The sequence below is a fragment of the Sulfitobacter sp. M13 genome, from assembly GCF_053474885.1.
Genome location: NZ_CM130281.1, coordinates 830,287 through 849,025, shown reverse-complemented (window position 1 = coordinate 849,025; position 18,739 = coordinate 830,287). Strand labels below are relative to the sequence as shown.

Below are 18,739 nucleotides of genomic sequence, written 5' to 3'. Positions count from 1 at the left end.
AGGCGGTCCGGCGACGTCAGGCGGCGTGCGCCAGGATCGCCGCTTCGGACATCGAAAGATTGCGCCGCGCATAGCCGCCATAGGTATGCGGATCGGACCCGATCTGGGGGAACTGGTCCAGCAGACGCGCACGGTCTGCGGCGTCTAATGCTTCCAGCGCGGCAGAGGCCGGGTGAAAGCTCTCGGTCTCGACGCCGTTGGCCCAAAGCACCTCGTGGAAATCAAGCAGCAGGTGGATATAGGTCACCTCGCGCGCGTGGGCATCGATGGTGACACTGCGCCCGTTCACCAGATCACGTGCGGTGACCAAGACCTCGTCGGTGTTAAACAGCGCGTGTGCGACGGGGCCTTTCACCAGCATCCGGTGGCTGGGCGACACCAGCAAATCCGCGTCAGGCCGCGCAGCCCCCAAAGCATTGGCGCGAAAGCGGACAGGCCGCAGCTGAGGCATGGCGAACAAACGTGCGCCGCTCATCCGGCGGCTGCCAATCCAGCGCACGGGTTGCAGGCCGTTGTCCTTGGTCTGGATCAAATCGTCTTCGCGCAGATGCTCGATGAGGCGGGCACCGTCGGCGGTGCGGATCATCGTACCGGGGGTAAAACAGATCACCCCGCTGCTATACTGCGCCGCGCGATCTGCAGCGGCTGTATTCAGCGTATGCGAAACCACCCACAAATCAGTGTTACGCGGCGGCAGTGCGTCGAGGAACATCAGCAGCGGCTGGCTGCCCTGCCCGACTTCGATCACCGTCACCAGATAGCTTTGCGCCCCGTCGGTCACGGTAAAACTGTTGTCCATCAACGGGGTGTCACGGTCGCTGGCAAAGGTCCGGTGTGGTGGCACGGTGCCGTCCAACGCAGTCCCCACCAAACGATGCACCATCCGCGCAGCCCGTCTGCGCAGGTCACCTGCTTCGTCTGCCTGATCCAGCCGCAACACGTCATTCGGCCCGTCAACGCGAAGTGAATCGCCTCGCCACGCCCAGGCTGCCCCCACTTTCAGGGATTGCACCGGTGCGGCGTCCAGCCCGTCTATTTCTGTCTGCGACCAGCTTATGACAAACGTGCCTCGAAAGCCCGTTTTGACCACTGCTCTGATGCCTCGTCGTATTATTTCGCATTATTATTGACGCAACGGTATCAAAGCCATCGCCAGCTGGAAAGAACGAATCAACGCGCAGGCCGCGCTTTGAGGGTCAGAATACCAGTTTGAGGCGCACCGAGCCCACCAGCTGGTTGTCGGGCTGCGTCTCGTATTCCTTGCCCAGCCACGTCAGACCATAAAAGGCCGACGCACGCTCGCCCTGCCAATGCACCCCCGCACGCACACGATCCCGGCGCGATGTCAGGTCATAGCCACGGTCCGACGGCAGGAACACACTGTCGCTGACACGCGCCATATCCGCCCCGATAACAAAGCCGAACCCCGTCGCGTCAGTGTTCTGCACCACGCGGTAACGGTGGCCGGTGGTGCTGTCGCGCACCAAAAGCTCGCCCCGCGTGATGTCGCCAAAGGTCAGATCAAAGCCCACGCGCATGAATGTCTCTATCCCCGCTTGCCCTTCGACAAAGGGGCGCAACGTTGTCCGCGCGCCAATCGGAAAGCTGCGAGCCGCCTCGACCAGAACCGTGGGGTGAAAGCCGTCTTCGATCTGGTTATCCAGCACCCAATCCGAGGGCGAGGTCGCGTCGATTAGATCGTGAAGCCCCCGTTGCAGGTCATCCAGATGGGTCTGCGGACCTGTGGCATAGATCGCGGCCCCGACCGAATATTCGACGCTGTCACGTTCGAAATGCGTGTGCACCCCGGCAGACAACGCACCGGCCCAAGGGCGCGATCCAGGTCGCGGGCGACGCAGGCTCGCGGGGGCCAGCAGCTCTACCCCCAAACGCAGCTCGATCAACTGCCCAAAGCGGTCTGGCAAGCGACCTGTCCATTCTGGCCCCCAGACACGCGAGGACACGTAGGAACCGGTCCGCTCGCGATCGCGGAACTCTGCGATGGCGTCATTGGTGATCAGACGGCCATAGCCAAGGCGCATCCGTTCTGTCGCCTGTGCATCCATGGGAAGAAGCAAAAGCGCGGCCAATACCGGCATAAGAAATCGCAGCATCGTCTATCCTATCGCAAAGGCTGTGAGGGTCGTCGTCCGTTGTCCCTTTGCTAGCGTGCCCCGCCGCGTCACGCCATCCTTGCTACATTTTTCTCGGGCGGGCGTGTCCTTGGCGCACAGACCGATTGCGCCATACCGACAATACGCTAACATAACGACAGTGAAAACCAGTCTCGAGGCCCCGATGTCAGACCCAAAATCGCACCCATCCCGCCGTATCGTATCGTCCCGCCACCTTGCCGAGGGCGAAGGATGGGAGGCGTCCGAGCTCGAATACGGGATGATCATTGCCTACAACGCCTTCTCCCGCTGGATGTCGCGTTGCATGGCGGCGGCGGGCAATGCCGATCTGACGCCGCTTGAAATTCTGGTGCTGCACAACACCAACCACCGCGACCGTGAAAAGCGGCTGACGGACATCTGTTTTTTGCTGAACATCGAAGACACGCACACGGTGAACTATGCGCTGCGCAAACTGCTGAAGTCCGGCCTGCTCGATGCAGAGAAACGTGGCAAAGAGGTTTTTTATCGCACCTCCGCCAGCGGGGCCGAGCTGATAGAGACCTACCGCGCGGTGCGCAACACCTGCCTGATCGACAGCATGGGGCGCACCGATATCAAGGGCGACGACCTGCGCGAGATCGCGGCGCAGCTGCGCGCGATCTCGGGTCAATATGATCAGGCCAGTCGTGCGGCGGCGTCGCTTTAACCGCGGCTGCCAAGGGTGCTGGCGGCGCGGGCCAGTTCGGTGATCGCCGCCCAATCGCCCTTGCGCATCAGATTGTCCGGCGCGACCCAGCTGCCGCCCGCGCAGACGACATTCGGCAGCGACAGATAGCTTTCCGCATTCGCGGGGCTGACGCCGCCTGTGGGGCAGAACCGCACCTGTGGCAGTGGCGAAGACAGCGATTTCAGAAACGGCGCCCCACCCGCTGCTTCGGCGGGGAAGAATTTCAGCATGTCATAGCCACGTTCATACAGGCGCATCGCCTCTGACGCGGTGGCGGCACCGGGCAGCATGGGCAGCCCCAGATCTTCGGCCGCCTGCAATAACTTGTCCGTGGCACCGGGGGACACACCGAATGTCGCCCCCGCATCCACCGCACGCTTGACGTCATCAGGCGTCAGCAACGTGCCCGCCCCAACAATGCCGCCTTCGACCTTTGCCATTTCGGCAATGACCTCAAGGGCGGCATCCGTGCGCAACGTCACCTCTAGCGCGGGCAAACCGCCGGCGACCAACGCTTCGGCCAAGGGACGGGCGTGCAGCACGTCATGCACCACCAATACCGGCACGATGGGCGCACGTTTACAGATGGCATAGGCAGCGGCGCTGGCGTCTTGCGGGGTCATCGGGTCATCCTCTGGTCAGGTTCAAATGCTGCTGGCGCCGGTATCGGCCGTGCCAACTGTGTTGCGGAAAGTGGCAAACAGCTCGCGCCCCTGCCCGTATTCATTGCCCGACAGATCAGCCGTGGTGATCGGACGCTCCATCGCGCCGGGGGTCAATACCGTCAGCTGCCCGTCGCGGGCATCGACACGCACGATATCACCGTCTTGCAAACGTGCAATCGGTCCGCCGTCCACCGCTTCGGGGCAGACGTGGATCGCGCTCAGCACCTTGCCCGACGCGCCGGACATACGCCCGTCGGTGACCAGCGCCACCTTCAACCCGCGCGCTTGCAGGTTCGCCAGCACCGGCGTCAGGCTGTGCAGTTCGGGCATGCCGTTGGCTTTGGGCCCCTGAAAGCGCACGACGACGATGACGTCTTCGTTGAACTCACCGTTGCGATAGGCGTCTTTCACGCTTTCCTGATCATGGAACACGCGGACCGGCGCTTCGACAATGTGATGCTCCGGCTTCACGGCAGAGACCTTGGTGACCGCATTGCCCAGATTGCCCGCCAGACGTTTCAACCCGCCCGTGGGCTGGAAGGGGTCGCCAATGGGGCGCACGATCTTTTCGTTGAGCGTCTTGGTCGGCCCCGCCACCCATTCGACAGCACCGTCTTTGAGCTTGGGATCTTGGGTATAGCGCGACAGCCCCTCGCCCGCGATCGTTTTGACCTCGTCATGCAGCAAACCGCCCGACATCAGCTGCCCGATCATAAAGCCCAAGCCCCCCGCCGCGTGAAAGTGGTTCACGTCGGCCAAACCGTTTGGATAGACCCGCGCCAGCAGGGGCGTGACATCAGCCAGATCTGAGAAATCCTGCCAGTCCAACACGATACCACCGGCCCGCGCCATGGCGACAAGGTGGATCAGAAGATTGGTCGACCCGCCCGTCGCATTCAGCCCGACGATGCCGTTCACATAGGCCTTTTCGTTCAGGACATCGCAGACAGGCGTATATTCATTGCCCAGATGGCTGACAGCCAAAGCCCGCTGCGTGCCCGCCACCGTCAGCGCATCGCGCAGGGGCGTGTTGGGGTTCACGAAGGACGCGCCGGGCAGGTGCAGGCCCATGAATTCCATCAGCATCTGGTTGGTGTTGGCCGTGCCGTAAAAGGTACAAGTGCCCGGCCCATGATAGGCCGCCATCTCCGAGGCCATAAGCTCTTCGCGGGTGGCTTCGCCTGCGGCAAACTTCTGGCGGACGATCGCCTTGTCATCGTTGGAAACACCCGATGTCATTGGCCCCGCTGGCAGGAAGATCGCAGGCAGATGACCAAACGCCTGCGCGGCGATGACCAACCCCGGTACGATCTTGTCGCAAACCCCCAGATAGATCGCGGAATCAAAGGTGTTGTGGCTCAGCCCGACCCCCGCCGCCATGGCGATGATATCGCGCGAAAACAGGCTCAGCTCCATCCCCGGTGTGCCTTGGGTCACGCCGTCGCACATGGCAGGCACGCCGCCCGCAACCTGTGCCGTACCGCCCGCGGCACGCGCTGTATCACGGATCAACGTGGGGTAGCGTTCAAACGGCTGGTGCGCCGACAGCATATCGTTGTAGGTCGTGATGATCCCGATATTGCCCGCCGACTGCGTCGCCAGTGCCGCCTGATCCTGCCCCGCACCGGCATAGGCATGTGCCTGCCCGCTGCACGACAGATGCGCCCGCGCTGGCCCGTCTTCGGCGGCGCGACGCATCCGTGCAAGATAGGCATCACGGCTTGGCGCGCTGCGTTCGATGATCCGGTCGGTGACGCGGGCTACGGTCTCGTTCAACATCAGGCTTCCCTTCGCGGCGGGGGTTGACCCTAGGGGCCTCCCTGCAAATACGTGAGTATGTTAGCGCTAACTTATCACACCAGAGTGCCGTTTGCAAACCCGTTGCCGTCACGGGCAAACCGAAGGGTGAAAATTGTCTTTCCCCGCCAAAACAGGTGGCCTACACAATTCGAATGACACAAATTGACCCTCCCTTTCTGATCGGCGTTGATGGCGGCGGCACCGGATGCCGCGTCGCTGTTGCCACCCCCGATGGCCGTATCCTTGCCGAAGCCACAGGGGGTCGCGCGAATGTCAGCACAGACTGCGCCGCCGCAATCGACAACATCCTGACCGCCACCCGCGAGGCAGTTGCGCAGGCGGGTCTGGACGTGTCCCATATGTCCCGCGCCGTGGCGCATCTGGGGCTCGCAGGGTACACAGGGCCCGAATTGGGCCCGCGCGTGCAGGCCGGTCTGCCCTTTGCCAAATCCGTCGTGACCGAAGACACGACCACCACCCTCGTCGGTGCCGTGGGTGCGCAAGACTGCTATCTGATCGCGCTTGGCACAGGCACTATTGTGGGCCGTCAGAAGGCAGGTGTGCAAACATGCATCGGCGGCTGGGGCTATCAGGTGTCGGATCAGGCCTCTGGCGCGTGGCTGGGGCACGGGGTGCTGGAACAGACGCTACTGGCCGTTGACGGAATCACCCCCGCCAGCCCGCTTTCACAACAGATGCTGGATAGGTTCAGCGGCGGCACGGGCATCGTCCAATTCAGCCTCAAGGCGCGACCCGGCGACTTCGCCACCCTCGCCCCTGATGTGGTACAGGCCGCCGCAGAGGGCGACAGCATCGGGCGGGCGCTGATGGCACGCGGAGCTGACTACCTGACCCGCGCCCTAATCGCGCTGGATCACCGGCCCGACGACCATCTGTGTCTGACCGGAGGGGTCGGCCCGCACTACGCCGCCTATCTGCCCGAAACCCAGACCGCTCATCTCATCGATGCCAAGGGCCGTGCACTGGACGGGGCGATCGCGCTGGCCTTGCGCGCAGCCCACGAAGGAACCCGCCCATGATTGCCTTTACCGGAGCCCGTGTGTTCGACGGCCAGACGCTGTTGGTCGATCATGCGCTGGTGGTCGATGCCGGCGGCGCGACCAACATCATGCCACAGGCCGAGCTGCCACAGGGTACCAAGACACATCCGCTTGCAGGCGGCATCCTGTCGCCCGGTCTTGTTGATCTACAAGTGAATGGCGGCGGCGGGGTGATGCTGAACAGCGCCCCTGATCTGGCCACGCTGCGTATCATGGCCACAGCACACCGGCGGCTTGGCACCCATGCGCTCCTGCCCACGCTAATCACCGATACGCCCGCCCACAGCCGCGCCGCCATCGCCGCCGTGACCGAGGCGCTGCACCAAGGCATTCCCGGCATCGCGGGCCTCCACCTTGAGGGGCCGCATCTGTCCGTTGCCCGCAAAGGGGCGCATGATGGTAGCCTGATCCGCTCTTTGACGGCTGACGATATATCGATGCTGACCGACGCTGTCGCGCAAATCCCGAACCTGATAATGACCCTCGCCCCCGAGAACGCCACCCCCGACCAGATCGCGGCGCTGACCGAGGCAGGCGTGCTGGTATCGTTGGGGCACAGCGATTGCGATTACGACACGGCGATGCGCGCCTTTGATGCGGGTGCCCGCATGGCGACGCATCTGTTCAACGCCATGAGCCAAGCCAACGCCCGCGCCCCCGGTCTGGTCGGGGCCGCGCTGGATCATCCGCGCGTGGCTTCAGGGCTGATAGCGGATGGCGTGCACGTGCATCCTGCGATGATCCGCGCAGCACTTGCCGCCAACCGTGGCGCGGAGGAGGTGTTTCTGGTGACCGACGCAATGGCGACCGGCGGCTCTGATCTCACCTGCTTTACCCTGAACGGACGCGAGATCTTGCGCCGCGACGGACGGTTAACACTGGCCGACGGGACGCTGGCAGGGGCCGACCTGAGCCTGCTTCAAGCCGTGCGGTACATGCATGAAACGGTGGGCGAGCCTCTCGAGCGATCCCTTGCCCGCGCCACGGTGATCCCTGCCGGCATCCTGCCGAAACCTCCGGAACTGGACCACGCCAAAGCGATGATCTGGATCGCGGATGACCTGACATCTCTGCGCTGGCTGTCCGAGCTCTAACACCCGCCCACGAGAAAGGCGGCGCAGGTTTCCCCGCGCCGCCTCATATTTTTGCGTCAGTCACGCGTCGCGCAACGCCCCGATGATCTGGTCGAACGCCTCGCGGGCCTTGGCCCGCATTTCGTCGTCCGTGGCATCCTGAATAGGATGCGGCACCAGCACATAGCGCGCGCCCTCCATGCCTAACGCCTTGCGCTGCGTTTCAGCGGCTTGGCCGAACACGCTCGAAGCGATAGAAACAGACGGGATCCCCTGGATTTCAAACCAGACTGTATCGTGCATACTGCACGTGGTACATGATCCTCAGTCCGCCAGCCCTTCGACCAGAAAATCGCATTCATCGCGGATCTGGTGGCGCAGCGTGTCGGGGCACGGTTTGGCGAAAGTCGGCTTGGTATAGTGCCGGATCTCAACGCCGGGTGCGTTTTCGGTCAGCAACCTGTCCAGTTCATCCAGCAGGATATTGCCACGTGGCTTGCTGATATTCAGCAGCCCGACAACCCCCTGCACCGAACCGGAACGTTCGCTGATCTGACGCGCGACGGGGACACGTTCGTCCGTCGGGTCAAGAATTATTGTCATTCACGTCCTCCTCTGCTGTGAAACCTAGCCCAGATCGATCTTTCTGGAAACGGAAATCGACCCCACTTCGCCCGTGGCCCACCCGTGGAACGCGGACGAGAATTTGCCCGCATCCCCACCAGCCACGACGATATGGATGTATTCCTTGCTTGCGAATTTGGGGGCAAGCTGCGCCAGCTTCTCCGGCCCCATGCGTTCGGCATCCGCCACGGGGATACCCGCACCCGAATGATCGTCCTGCACCATCTCGGACAGCGGGCGCGCGGTGACCTCCTGAATGCGGTCGCGCAGCCGGTCCTTGGAATAGGGGCCATCGACGGTCAGCGTGTTGATATGTTCAGGGCAGACCACCAGCAGCGCGTCGATGGGCAGGTTGTGCATCTTGGACAGAAAAACCCCTTCAAGCCCCTGCCCCAGCGACCCTGCAATCTGGTCCGGCTTGCGCGAGGTCTGGTCCACCAGATGCACCGGCCCACCGGTCATGGCAAAGACGGTCACGACAGACTCCTCCGCCTTGAACCCCCGCTCCACATGCAGCGGCTCCCAGGGGGAGCGTTCTTCGTTCTCGGCAAAGCACATGGTGTATTTCATCGGATTGCCCAAAACCGACCGTTCGACGCCGCCCGTAGTCGCGCCGCCGACATTGCGAATGATCAACCGCAGGGCGCGCCCGATGGTGGCGTTGGCGCGGTTGCCGGCCCCCAAAGCCCCTAGCCCGCCATTCAACCCGATCTGGTCCACAATCGGTCCGTTGACCACCATCACCGTGGCCGCGCCCATGGTGGTGGCCGTGACCCCGTGAATGTTGAATTCGTCGGTGCAGACGGCCTCTACCGCGGCGATCACTACGGGCAGATATTCGGGCTTACACCCTGCCATCACCGCATTGATCGCGATCTTTTCGACCGTGGCGATGCCCATGTTTGGCGGCACCGTGGCAACGACATCCTGCGGATCACGGTGCGTCCCCTCTAGCATGCGGATCACCCGTTCAGGCGTCGGCGGCACCAAGGGCAACCCGTCCGAAAAGCCCTGATCGAACATGAATTCCGCCATGTCATCCCCGCTGGCGACCTCTACCTTGCGGGCGCGCAGACGGCTGCCGTCGGCCTCTGCCCGCAGGGTGTCATACACCTCGGGGTCAAAGTGTTTCGACCCGCATCCAGGGCGCCAGGCAGGCAGGCCGTCCCAATCAATCTGCGCCGCAGCTCTGCCCGTGGCACTGGCCATCTGATCAGACAACGCCTGCCAGTCATCGCGCACGAAGCCTTCGAAATGAGTCACAACCTCGCCGCTTTCGTCGATCCAGTACACCGCCGGCACGATCTCGAAATCCCAGTTGAACGAGGTCTTGCACCCCGCATCCTCCAGCACCGGCATGGTCAGCCCGTGACGCTGTGCGAAATCGGCGTTCTTCTCGCCCGACTGCCCCGGCACCAAAAACCGGACAGCATCGCCATAGGCCTGCGACAGTGCTTGCAGAACAGGCCCCGCGATATTGCAGGTCTCGCAATCCTCTTTCACAAAACAGATCAACGCAGGGCCCGTGCCGTCAAAACGATGGGCTGCCCCCTCCAGATCATTCAGCGTAAATTCCGGTTTCTGATCGCTCATGTCGCCCCCTCCCAAGTATGCCGCTGCATACTGTGGGGGATCGAAGGGCATGTCCAGACGGGTTGGCGGAGACGGATGGGAATCGAACCCACCACACGCCGTATCGACGCGTCCATGGTTTTGAAGACCAGGGAAGCCACCAGACTCCGGTCGCCTCCGCACTGAGGGCAGACTAGCGGCGGTGGGGTGCGGGGGAAAGTCTAATGCGCAGGCTTTACCATGTGCCGTGTGTCGTCCTCCCGCAGGGTGATACCTTGGGCGTCCAGATGCTCAAGCAGCGGCACGATAAACTTGCGGCTCGTCGCCAAGGCACTGCGCGCCTCGCCGGTGGTAAAGACCATGGGCGGAGGGAAGGCCGCCGCGAGGGTCCGCTGCGCTTGTCTGATGGTCGCTTCATGAAACACAACCTGCTGCTTCAGCGCGATATTAGGCAGCGATACCAGCCGCCCCTGACCCACCATCAGGGCAATCAGATCAGCGTCGTCCGGCGCATCGAACTGCCGCAGGTCAGGGGGGGTGGTGCCGCCGGTACGAATACTCTCTTCAATCTCCGTCAGGCGCGCCGCCTGTTGCGCGGCAAGTGCTGCAAAGGGATCATGCTGCGCCAGACCAATCAAACCATCGCGCAACATGACCTCGCCCGCCTTGACCAGCGCGGCTTGGGCAAAAGGCACCAGCGCCCGCAGCGGCGTCACCTGTTGTAGCAAAGCAGGCGCGGCCCCCTGCTTTATCGGATGTTCGGCATGAAATCCCCGCAACGCCCCCAGCAGCGCCTCTTGCACCGCGGCAAAATCATCGGTCAACGCGAGATGATCTGCGGACAGGGGCACAGTGCCCTCTGGCAAGCCTACAGTCTCTGCACCACGCGCCAGTCGCATCATATCAGCCCGAAACGCTACACCGCGCCCTTGACCACATAGCGCTGCCGCGATGGCCGCCGCGTCTTGAGTGTGTGCCGCCTGCAGAACCGCAAGCCGCCGCTTGTCGCCCGCCCCGACCGCAGTGGCTTGCGGGTCCAGAATCACCGCACCCGCCAGCGTCGCCGCGGGCGAAAGCTGGCGCAGCACCGCCGCCTGCCCCGCAAAGCCGACCACCGGCTGTTTAAACCGAAGCTGCCCCAGCCCCGTCCCACCCGGCGCGATCTGCCCGCCGCCCATCAGCCGCAGTGTCGCGACCTCATGCGCGGTGCCCCAGAGCACGCGTAGCTTTTGCATATGTTTGACCGGTCGCGCCGCACTGGCAGAGACGGTCAGCGCCACGTCCATACATGCAGACGGTGCGTATGCGGTCCCACACAGGACATCACCGCGCGCCACCTCTTCAACCGAGATGCCGCGCAGGTTCACGGCAACCCTCTCGCCTATCTCGACCCGTTTCCGCGCAGTACCGCGCGATTGCAGCCCGCGCACGACCGTTGCTGCGCCGCGTGGCTGAACCACAAGCGCATCGCCAACAGACAGCGCCGCCCCAAGCAACGTCCCCGTCACCACCGTGCCACGCCCCGCCAAAGTGAACACCCGATCCACCGGCAGGAAAGCGCCCGCCGGAACCGCCCGTGGTGGCAGGTCTGAAAACTGCGCCGCCAGCGCCTGTCTCAGCCCGTCCACCCCGCCAGCGGTCGTGGCTGAACAGGGCACCAGTTCGGCCCGCGTGACACCCTGCGCCGCAACGGCATCGCCAATCGCGGCCAGCCGCGCTGGCAGATCGTCAGCAGGGATCAAATCGGCCTTTGTCACCGCGACGACAGCTACTGGGACCTGCAACAGCTGCGCAATCTGCACATGCTCGCGCGTTTGCGCAGCGACGCCATCCACAGCAGAAACCACCAGCAGCGCGCCCTGCGCCCCGCTTGCGCCAGACACCATCGTGCGCATGAAATCCTCGTGTCCCGGTGCGTCAATCAGGTCAAGTGTACCGCCTGCCATCTCGCAATGCGCAAAGCCCAGCGCGATCGACAGACCACGGGCTTTCTCTTCGGCCAGCCGGTCCGTTTCCATGCCTGTCAACGCCCGCACCAACGCCGTCTTGCCATGGTCCACATGGCCGATCACGATCACACAGGCCGATGTCATGGGGCGGCAATCGTACCGAGTGCGGCAACGATATCAGGCAATTCCGCATCGGTGACTGTGCGCATATCCAGCCACAACTTTCCCTGATGGATGCGCGCGACGACCGGCACCGGCCCCCCGCGCAGCCGGTCGCTAAGCGCTTCCGGTGAAAGGGGATCACAGGCCACCACGACGCTTACGCTTTCCAAGTCCTGCTGTGGCAACGATCCGCCACCGACATAGGCAGCGGACGGGGTCACCGATGCTGTGACGCCATTCATAGCTTCTACAGACGCCGCCAGTTTGTGCGCCCGCACCTCGACTTCAGCCAGGGGCTGCGACAACGCTTGCAACACAGGCACCCGTGACAGCGGATTATGGGGCGGCAGGTACAGTCGCAAAGTTGCCTCAAGTGCGGCGAGGGACAGCTTATCGATCCGCAAAGCCCGCAGCAGCGGATGCTTGCGCAACCCTGCAATAATGTCGGCTCGCCCCGCAATGATGCCCGCCTGTGGCCCGCCCAACAGCTTGTCACCCGAGAACATGACCAGATCGACGCCCGCTTTCAAAATATCCGCCACCACCGGTTCATCCCGCAGACCGAAGGGCGACAGGTCAATCAGCACGCCGCTGCCCAGATCTTCCATCAGGATCAGGTCCCGCTCTGCTGCCAATTGCGCCAAAGCCGTGCGTGACGGGGCAGAGGTAAATCCAACAATGCGAAAATTGCTGGTATGGCTTTTCAACAGAACCGCCGTGTCCTCATCCACCGCGTCGGCATAATCGCTAAGCCGTGTTTTGTTCGTGGCGCCGACTTCTTTCAGGACTGCCCCGCTTTGAGCGATGACGTCGGGCAGGCGGAATGATCCGCCAATTTCGATCAGCTCCCCCCGCGACGCGATCACCTTGCGCCCCGACGCGGTTCCCATCAACGCCAGCACCACCGCCGCGGCGCAGTTGTTCACGATCAGCGCCGCCTCTGCACCCGTCAAATGGCAAATCAGCGCCTCGGCATGGTCATACCGCGATCCACGCTTGCCGGTAGCAAGGTTCAGTTCAAGGTTCGACGGACGCGCACCGATGTCGCGCATCGCTTGCAAGGCTTCGGGCGCAAGGCGGGCACGGCCAAGATTGGTGTGGATGATGATACCCGTCGCGTTGATCACGGGACGCAGGTTTGGCTGGCGGGCCACCTCGATCCGATCTGCAAGGGTGCGGGCAAAACCCTCGCTGGTAAAATCAGGCAGCTCGACAGCCGCGCCGCTCAGGATTTCGCCGCGCAGCGCGTCCAGTGTCAGCCGCAGGGCGCTGCGCACTTCCTCGTGGCTATAGGCGGCGACCACCTGGGCAATCGGTGGCTGCTGCAACAACGTGTCGATCTGTGGCAAATGTCTTAGCTGGCTGTTCACGCGTCGCCCCCCGATGGCTGGAGGTGCAGTGTATTCACGCCCGCCCGGGGGGCAAGCGAGATCGGTCACCGCATCAGCGCCGCGCGGTACAGCAGCACACCACCACCACCGGCAAACCGCGGCCCATTACATCGCCAATGCTAAGCCGCCGTGGCCTCGCGCACAGCGATATCGGCCATTTTCCAAGATAGCCTCGCGGCTGTCGGCAACCGCAATAAAACGACCGTTGTGACAGAACTTGGCCCCCTTTACGCCGGACGCCTCTTCAAGCGCGGCGTCTTTCAGGCCAGCCCATGCTACCGGCAGATCTGCACGGTTTTCGAAGGTATCATCCCCCGACCGGATCGTCGTCAGCGTCCATTCAGACCCACGTGGGTGGATGACAAACAGCAGGTGGTCTGCACCCGCCTTGATCACCGGCCCCCGAAACGGCATGCCCATCGGCAAGTCCAGCACATGCCCGTCACCCGCAGCGTCAATCGCGGCCATTACCATCGCTTCGGCACGGAATTTGGCGGCCTTTCGGCGGATGGAGGCTTCGACAAAGGCGCGCGCAATGGGCAAGGCGGCGGCAAAGGCACGGTCGTCCACACCCTCTTCGCGGTCATCGAACACGGGCTTGAGGCTTTCCAGCAGTGCCGGCAGGGTAAGACCGGCAAACAGCGGCCCCGCCTCTGACGCGTTGACGGCACCATTGTCCAGCAGGTCGATCGGCAGGACAAACCCGCGATCAAAGCTGTCGTAAATGGTGATTACATCCGCCTCGGGCACATCAAGCGCGCGCAGATAATCGTGCCCGTAATGCGCCCAGATCAGCCCGAATGAACTGTAGGGCTGGCCGTCTTCGCGCAGTGGATTGGGACGTTGGTGGTGGTCAAATATCCCGGCTTCAGCGTCAAAGTCGCCGCCCACATCATAGATGATGCGCCCTTCCGCCGGCGTGATCAGCGCCGTGTCGCGGCTGCGCAGGATCGTTGCATCGGGGAACAGCCGTGTCAGGATGACTGACGACAATAGCTCGTCCGCATGAAAGCCGCCGGAGTGGGTCACGAGTTGGGTGATCGTCATGAGTTTGTACCTTTGCGCGTCTGTTCATCGGTCGAAAAGAAAACGGGCGACCTTGGAAGGGGCCGCCCTGTGTATTGCGTCTCGCTCACACCGCCCACATCGGGCCTAACATGAGAAAAAGTAGAAAGTGTTAATGCGTCCAGGACCCGCGGCGCGCTGTGGCAAAGTTTTCGCCATAGCCACCAGCACGCACATTCGCGCGGCGCTTGTTGGGGTCTTGAACCATCGCGTCGATATTGTGGTCACGGGCGTATTCGACCGCTTCTTCCTTGGTCGCGAACTGCAAACGCACCTGTGTTTGCGTGTCTTTCGACGAGGTCCAGCCCATCAGCGGGTCAATTTCGCGCGCGTGCTCCGGGTCAAACTCAAGCAACCAAACACGGGTTTTGGCAGTGCCCGAGGACATGGCAGTTCGGGAAGGCTGATAAATACGCGCGCGCATCGCTGAATCTCCGCTGTGATTAGGCGGTTTATCAGCCAAATACAGCCAAGGATCAAGGCATCACGGTGAATTGTGACAAATTCGGGTTACATATGCTGCGGCGCAGCATAAGCTGGTCCCATGCAATTGGAGCACATCCCATGAACCCTCTTACCCTGATGACGCTAAATACCAACCTCGCCAAGCTGATGATCGACACCCAAGCTGTTATGACGCTTAGGCTTTTGGGGATGGCCGGTGCCCTACCGCAGTCCCGCGGAGAAAACGCCCGCATGGTCAATGAAAAGGGCCCTGCCATGGCAAAAGCCTATGAGGCGGCCACCAAAGCAGCCTTTGCAGGCGGCACACCGGACCAGATTCTTTCGGCCGCGATGGCACCGGTTAGCAAAAAGGTCAGTGCCAACCGCAAGCGCCTGACCAAATAAGCCTGCGACGAAAGCGACATATGCGCCTCGCGCAGGGCTACGCCCCTTGAACCCGCGCAAAAACATGACACCTTAGGGGCACCCCCAAAGGACGATGTTATGGCCTACGCCCACTCTGATAGTTTGCCCGAGCGCAAAGACGCCTATCTTGCCAACCCCGCGCCCAATGTGCGCGACCGCCCCAAACTTGAGGGCGGCAAGAAGTTCATGCTTTCGACCGAATTCGAACCCGCAGGCGACCAGCCCACCGCAATCAAGGAACTGTCCGAAGGGGTGCGGTCAGGCGAGCGCGATCAGGTCCTGTTGGGGGCCACGGGGACGGGCAAGACGTTCACGATGGCCAAGGTGATCGAGGAAACACAGCGCCCCGCCATCATCCTTGCGCCGAACAAGACGCTGGCAGCGCAGCTTTATGGCGAATTCAAAGGGTTCTTTCCCGAAAACGCGGTTGAATATTTCGTCAGCTATTATGACTACTATCAACCCGAAGCCTATGTCGCCCGTTCTGACACCTTCATCGAGAAGGAAAGCCAGATTAACGAACAGATTGACCGGATGCGCCACTCTGCCACGCGGGCGCTGCTGGAACGCGATGATGTGATCATCATCGCCTCTGTCTCGTGCATCTACGGTATCGGCTCTGTCGAAACCTATGGCGCGATGACGCAGGATTTGAAAACCGGCAGCTCTTACGACCAGCGTCAGGTGATCGCCGACCTGATCGCACAGGCTTATAAACGCAACGACGCCGCCTTCCAGCGCGGCACCTTTCGTGTGCGCGGTGATAGCCTCGAAATTTTCCCCGCTCACCTTGAAGACCGCGCCTGGCGTCTGTCTTTCTTTGGCGAAGAGCTGGAAAGCATCACTGAATTCGACCCTCTTACGGGCGAGAAAACCGGTACCTTCGACCAAATCCGCGTCTACGCCAACAGCCACTATGTGACCCCAAAGCCGACGATGAATCAGGCGGTGATCGGCATCAAGAAAGAGCTGCGGATGCGGCTTGATCAATTGGTGGGCGAAGGCAAACTGCTGGAGGCGCAACGGCTTGAGCAGCGCTGCAACTTTGACATCGAAATGCTGGAAGCCACAGGCGTGTGCAACGGGATCGAGAACTACTCGCGCTATCTGACGGGCCGTGCCCCGGGCGAACCGCCCCCCACCCTGTTCGAATTCATTCCTGACAACGCCATTGTTTTTGCAGATGAATCCCACGTGTCGGTCCCGCAAATCGGTGGCATGTACAAGGGTGACTTTAGGCGCAAGATGACGCTGGCTGAACACGGGTTCCGCCTGCCCTCTTGTATGGACAACCGTCCTTTGAAGTTCGAGGAATGGGACGCCATGCGCCCGCAATCGGTGTTTGTCTCGGCGACGCCCGCAGCGTGGGAGATCGAACAAACCGGCGGTGTCTTCACCGAACAGATCATTCGTCCCACTGGACTGGTCGACCCTCAGATCGAAATTCGCCCCGTGGAAATGCAGGTCGACGATTTGCTGGACGAGGTGCGCAAGGTCGCTGCCGACGGCTTCCGCACGCTGTGTACCGTGCTGACCAAGCGCATGGCCGAAGACCTGACAGAATACATGCACGAACAGGGCATCCGCGTGCGCTATATGCACAGCGACATTGACACGATTGAGCGGATCGAGATTCTGCGCGACCTGCGGCTCGGCGCGTTTGACGTGCTGATCGGGATCAACCTGTTGCGTGAAGGCTTGGACATCCCCGAATGTGGGCTGGTGGCAATTCTCGACGCGGATAAAGAGGGCTTCCTGCGCTCTGAAACCTCGCTGATCCAGACCATCGGTCGTGCCGCGCGGAATGCCGAAGGCCGCGTGATCATGTACGCCGACCGCATCACCGGCTCGATGGAACGCGCCATGGGCGAAACCGATCGCCGTCGTGCCAAGCAAGTCGCCTATAACGAAGAGCACGGGATCACGCCGACCACAGTGAAAAAGAACGTCGATGACATCCTTGCCGGTCTCTACAAAGGCGATGTCGACATGAGCCGCGTCACCGCCAAGATCGACAACCCTTTGGCGGGCGGCAACCTGCAAACCGTGCTCGACGGGTTGCGCACCGACATGCGCAAAGCGGCCGAGAACCTTGAATTTGAAGAAGCCGCACGTCTGCGCGACGAGGTCAAACGGCTTGAAGCCGTCGATCTCGCCATCGCCGATGATCCAATGGCCCGCCAGTATGCGGTGGATAAAGCCGTTGACAACGCGCAAAAAAAAGCATCGGGCCGGTCAACCGGTGGCCGCGGCGGGATGCGCGGTGGTAAATCCCGTTACGGTGGCAAAAAACGCTAAGAGGCGCGCGCCTAGTCTTCGACCTCGTCCGGCAATCCATCATGCTCGGTCGAGGCCATTTTCTCCAGCTCGTCCTCGGACATGCTGTCGTACATATCTTTCGACGCGCCTTGCAGATCGTTCACCTTTGTCTCGCCCCGTTTTGCAGACAGGGCCGCGCCAGCGGCACGTTGCTGGGATTTTGATTGGGCTTTCATCGCTCTCTCCTTTCGGCTGGATGTAGCGGCACAACACATCGAACAGTCCGCAGTTCCCCGACATCACATGACGCATAATTATTTTCATGCACCCGTTGTCAGGTGATTGCTTTGCACCCGCGCCCACCCCACATTCGGAATCTGCGCTTTATCGGAGGATCCCAAATGCGCCTGATCGCCCTTGCCACCCTGGGCCTGACCGCCCTCTCTGCCCCCGCCTTTGCCGACGAAACAACCGGCACGATCCTGGCCTACGATCGCTTGGCCAATATCATTGTTCTGCAAGACAAATCATCGTGGACCTTGGATGCAAAGACCCTTGTTCCGTCTGACCTGATGGCAGGCGACAAGGTCACGCTCACCTTTACATCTGACGGGGACAACGGCGCGAAACCTGCGTCTAAACTCACCCGAAACTGAGACCAACCAGACATGAAAAAACGCCCCCTGACCAAATCAGGGGGCGTTTTTTTTCGTTGAAACTGATGCGTATTATCAGTCGTTCGACGGCGGCGTTACTTCAACACCGGGAACTTTGATGGTTTTCTCTTCGGTGGTGATTTCGACGTCAGGAACTTTAACATCGACCTCTTCTTCGGTCACGTTAACCGAACCGGTATCGGCGTCGAATTTAGGAAGGTTTCCCCCTTCAACAGAGACGTCGACATCAGGCAGCGCGCCTTCTTCTGTCTGATCAATATCGATGAAAAAGATTGCAAATGCGATCACCAGAATAGCGGCGAGCCCTGCGATAACTGCTGTAGAGGTCTTCATAGTATTTCCTTCAAATTACACTGTCCCGTCAGGGCTATCGGGAGAGCAACTCGGTCGATCACGAAAAAGTTCCAACAACAATTTCGGGAACATCTTTCGAAGATACGAAGTTGTGACCCCAGACAGTAATTCAGATTACAACTCAGGAGCTTTACAATGGAATTCGGCATTCTCGGACTAATCATTCTGATCGCAGACATTTACGCGATCTACCAAATCTTCACCTCCGGCGCTTCGGGCCTTGCGAAAATCCTCTGGATTCTCGGCGTCCTAATCTTCCCCGTCGTTGGCTTTATCGTATGGCTGATTGCTGGCCCACGCGGCAGCAGCGTCAAAGTCTAAACGGCCCTACATGATCTAACGAAAAAGGCCCGTAGCAACGCTACGGGCCTTT

The 18,739-nt window shown here is 61.5% G+C and carries 18 protein-coding genes, 1 tRNA gene and 1 pseudogene; 7 read left to right on the top strand and 13 right to left on the bottom strand.

What is annotated here, in order from left to right:
* Positions 1–16 precede the first annotated feature (16 nt).
* Positions 17–1,090, bottom strand: a complete 1,074-nt coding sequence (locus ACVBAU_RS03990; protein ID WP_448328012.1) for a Hint domain-containing protein — start codon at positions 1,088–1,090, stop codon at positions 17–19.
* A 106-nt stretch (positions 1,091–1,196) separates the two neighbouring features.
* Positions 1,197–2,114 carry a lipid A-modifier LpxR family protein gene (locus ACVBAU_RS03985; RefSeq protein ID WP_448328010.1) on the bottom strand — a complete coding sequence of 306 codons (918 nt, stop codon included), beginning with the start codon at positions 2,112–2,114 and terminating at the stop codon, positions 1,197–1,199.
* A gap of 184 nt (positions 2,115–2,298) precedes the next feature.
* Here ACVBAU_RS03985 and ACVBAU_RS03980 point away from each other — a divergent pair, with 184 nt between their 5' ends.
* Positions 2,299–2,823: a winged helix DNA-binding protein gene (locus ACVBAU_RS03980; RefSeq protein ID WP_171048980.1), complete on the top strand. Its 525-nt coding sequence runs from the start codon at positions 2,299–2,301 to the stop codon at positions 2,821–2,823.
* Here ACVBAU_RS03980 and eda read toward each other — a convergent pair.
* Both eda and edd read right to left on the bottom strand, forming a co-directional pair.
* On the bottom strand, positions 2,820–3,467 hold the full coding sequence (eda, locus tag ACVBAU_RS03975) for a bifunctional 4-hydroxy-2-oxoglutarate aldolase/2-dehydro-3-deoxy-phosphogluconate aldolase (protein ID WP_138924328.1): 648 nt from the start codon (positions 3,465–3,467) through the stop codon (positions 2,820–2,822). The two genes, ACVBAU_RS03980 and eda, sit on opposite strands and share 4 nt — an antisense overlap.
* A gap of 21 nt (positions 3,468–3,488) precedes the next feature.
* The gene (edd, locus tag ACVBAU_RS03970) at positions 3,489–5,288 is read right to left on the bottom strand and encodes a phosphogluconate dehydratase (protein ID WP_448328007.1); all 1,800 of its coding nucleotides are present in this window, start codon (positions 5,286–5,288) and stop codon (positions 3,489–3,491) included.
* A gap of 173 nt (positions 5,289–5,461) precedes the next feature.
* Between edd and ACVBAU_RS03965 the strand changes: the two genes are divergently transcribed.
* Together ACVBAU_RS03965 and nagA are read left to right on the top strand one after the other, a co-directional pair.
* Positions 5,462–6,349: a BadF/BadG/BcrA/BcrD ATPase family protein gene (locus ACVBAU_RS03965; RefSeq protein WP_448328006.1), complete on the top strand. Its 888-nt coding sequence runs from the start codon at positions 5,462–5,464 to the stop codon at positions 6,347–6,349.
* Positions 6,346–7,464: an N-acetylglucosamine-6-phosphate deacetylase gene (nagA, locus tag ACVBAU_RS03960; RefSeq protein WP_448328004.1), complete on the top strand. Its 1,119-nt coding sequence runs from the start codon at positions 6,346–6,348 to the stop codon at positions 7,462–7,464. The genes ACVBAU_RS03965 and nagA overlap by 4 nt, the downstream gene beginning before the upstream one ends.
* Positions 7,465–7,524: 60 nt before the next feature.
* On the opposite strand, the gene ACVBAU_RS03955 is transcribed toward nagA, so the two are convergent.
* The 7 genes and pseudogenes from ACVBAU_RS03955 to ACVBAU_RS03925 all read right to left on the bottom strand — a co-directional run bounded on the left by ACVBAU_RS03955 (position 7,525) and on the right by ACVBAU_RS03925 (position 14,630).
* Positions 7,525–8,046 (bottom strand): UGSC family (seleno)protein, encoded by a 522-nt coding sequence (locus ACVBAU_RS03955; RefSeq protein ID WP_258182285.1) that lies wholly within the window; start codon positions 8,044–8,046, stop codon positions 7,525–7,527.
* 24 nt (positions 8,047–8,070) lie between these two features.
* Positions 8,071–9,660: a TlpA family protein disulfide reductase gene (locus tag ACVBAU_RS03950; RefSeq protein ID WP_448328001.1), complete on the bottom strand. Its 1,590-nt coding sequence runs from the start codon at positions 9,658–9,660 to the stop codon at positions 8,071–8,073.
* A gap of 63 nt (positions 9,661–9,723) precedes the next feature.
* Positions 9,724–9,818: transfer RNA gene (locus ACVBAU_RS03945), tRNA-Sec, on the bottom strand.
* A gap of 42 nt (positions 9,819–9,860) precedes the next feature.
* Positions 9,861–11,732 (bottom strand): selenocysteine-specific translation elongation factor, encoded by a 1,872-nt coding sequence (gene selB / locus ACVBAU_RS03940; RefSeq protein ID WP_448327999.1) that lies wholly within the window; start codon positions 11,730–11,732, stop codon positions 9,861–9,863.
* The gene (gene selA / locus ACVBAU_RS03935; RefSeq protein WP_448326299.1) at positions 11,729–13,120 is read right to left on the bottom strand and encodes an L-seryl-tRNA(Sec) selenium transferase; all 1,392 of its coding nucleotides are present in this window, start codon (positions 13,118–13,120) and stop codon (positions 11,729–11,731) included. Before selA ends, selB begins: the two co-directional genes overlap by 4 nt.
* Before the next feature lie 140 nt (positions 13,121–13,260).
* Positions 13,261–14,188 (bottom strand): annotated as a pseudogene (locus ACVBAU_RS03930) (MYG1 family protein).
* Positions 14,189–14,318: 130 nt separating this feature from the next.
* Positions 14,319–14,630, bottom strand: coding sequence for an ETC complex I subunit (locus ACVBAU_RS03925; protein ID WP_138924336.1), 312 nt, complete (start codon positions 14,628–14,630; stop codon positions 14,319–14,321).
* Positions 14,631–14,770: 140 nt separating this feature from the next.
* Here ACVBAU_RS03925 and ACVBAU_RS03920 point away from each other — a divergent pair, with 140 nt between their 5' ends.
* A complete protein-coding gene (locus tag ACVBAU_RS03920) occupies positions 14,771–15,055 on the top strand; it encodes an antifreeze protein (RefSeq protein WP_138924337.1) in 285 nt (94 codons plus the stop codon).
* 99 nt (positions 15,056–15,154) lie between these two features.
* The gene (gene uvrB / locus ACVBAU_RS03915) at positions 15,155–17,374 is read left to right on the top strand and encodes an excinuclease ABC subunit UvrB (RefSeq protein ID WP_448327997.1); all 2,220 of its coding nucleotides are present in this window, start codon (positions 15,155–15,157) and stop codon (positions 17,372–17,374) included.
* 11 nt (positions 17,375–17,385) lie between these two features.
* Here the strand turns inward: uvrB and ACVBAU_RS03910 are convergent, their stop codons facing one another.
* On the bottom strand, positions 17,386–17,571 hold the full coding sequence (locus tag ACVBAU_RS03910) for a DUF3008 family protein (protein WP_448326306.1): 186 nt from the start codon (positions 17,569–17,571) through the stop codon (positions 17,386–17,388).
* Between the two features lie 165 nt (positions 17,572–17,736).
* Here ACVBAU_RS03910 and ACVBAU_RS03905 point away from each other — a divergent pair, with 165 nt between their 5' ends.
* Positions 17,737–17,991, top strand: coding sequence for a hypothetical protein (locus ACVBAU_RS03905; protein ID WP_138924339.1), 255 nt, complete (start codon positions 17,737–17,739; stop codon positions 17,989–17,991).
* 75 nt (positions 17,992–18,066) lie between these two features.
* Here ACVBAU_RS03905 and ACVBAU_RS03900 read toward each other — a convergent pair whose 3' ends face one another.
* Positions 18,067–18,345 (bottom strand): hypothetical protein, encoded by a 279-nt coding sequence (locus ACVBAU_RS03900; RefSeq protein ID WP_448326308.1) that lies wholly within the window; start codon positions 18,343–18,345, stop codon positions 18,067–18,069.
* A gap of 156 nt (positions 18,346–18,501) precedes the next feature.
* Here ACVBAU_RS03900 and ACVBAU_RS03895 point away from each other — a divergent pair, with 156 nt between their 5' ends.
* Positions 18,502–18,687 carry a PLDc N-terminal domain-containing protein gene (locus ACVBAU_RS03895; RefSeq protein WP_138924341.1) on the top strand — a complete coding sequence of 62 codons (186 nt, stop codon included), beginning with the start codon at positions 18,502–18,504 and terminating at the stop codon, positions 18,685–18,687.
* Positions 18,688–18,739 lie beyond the last annotated feature (52 nt).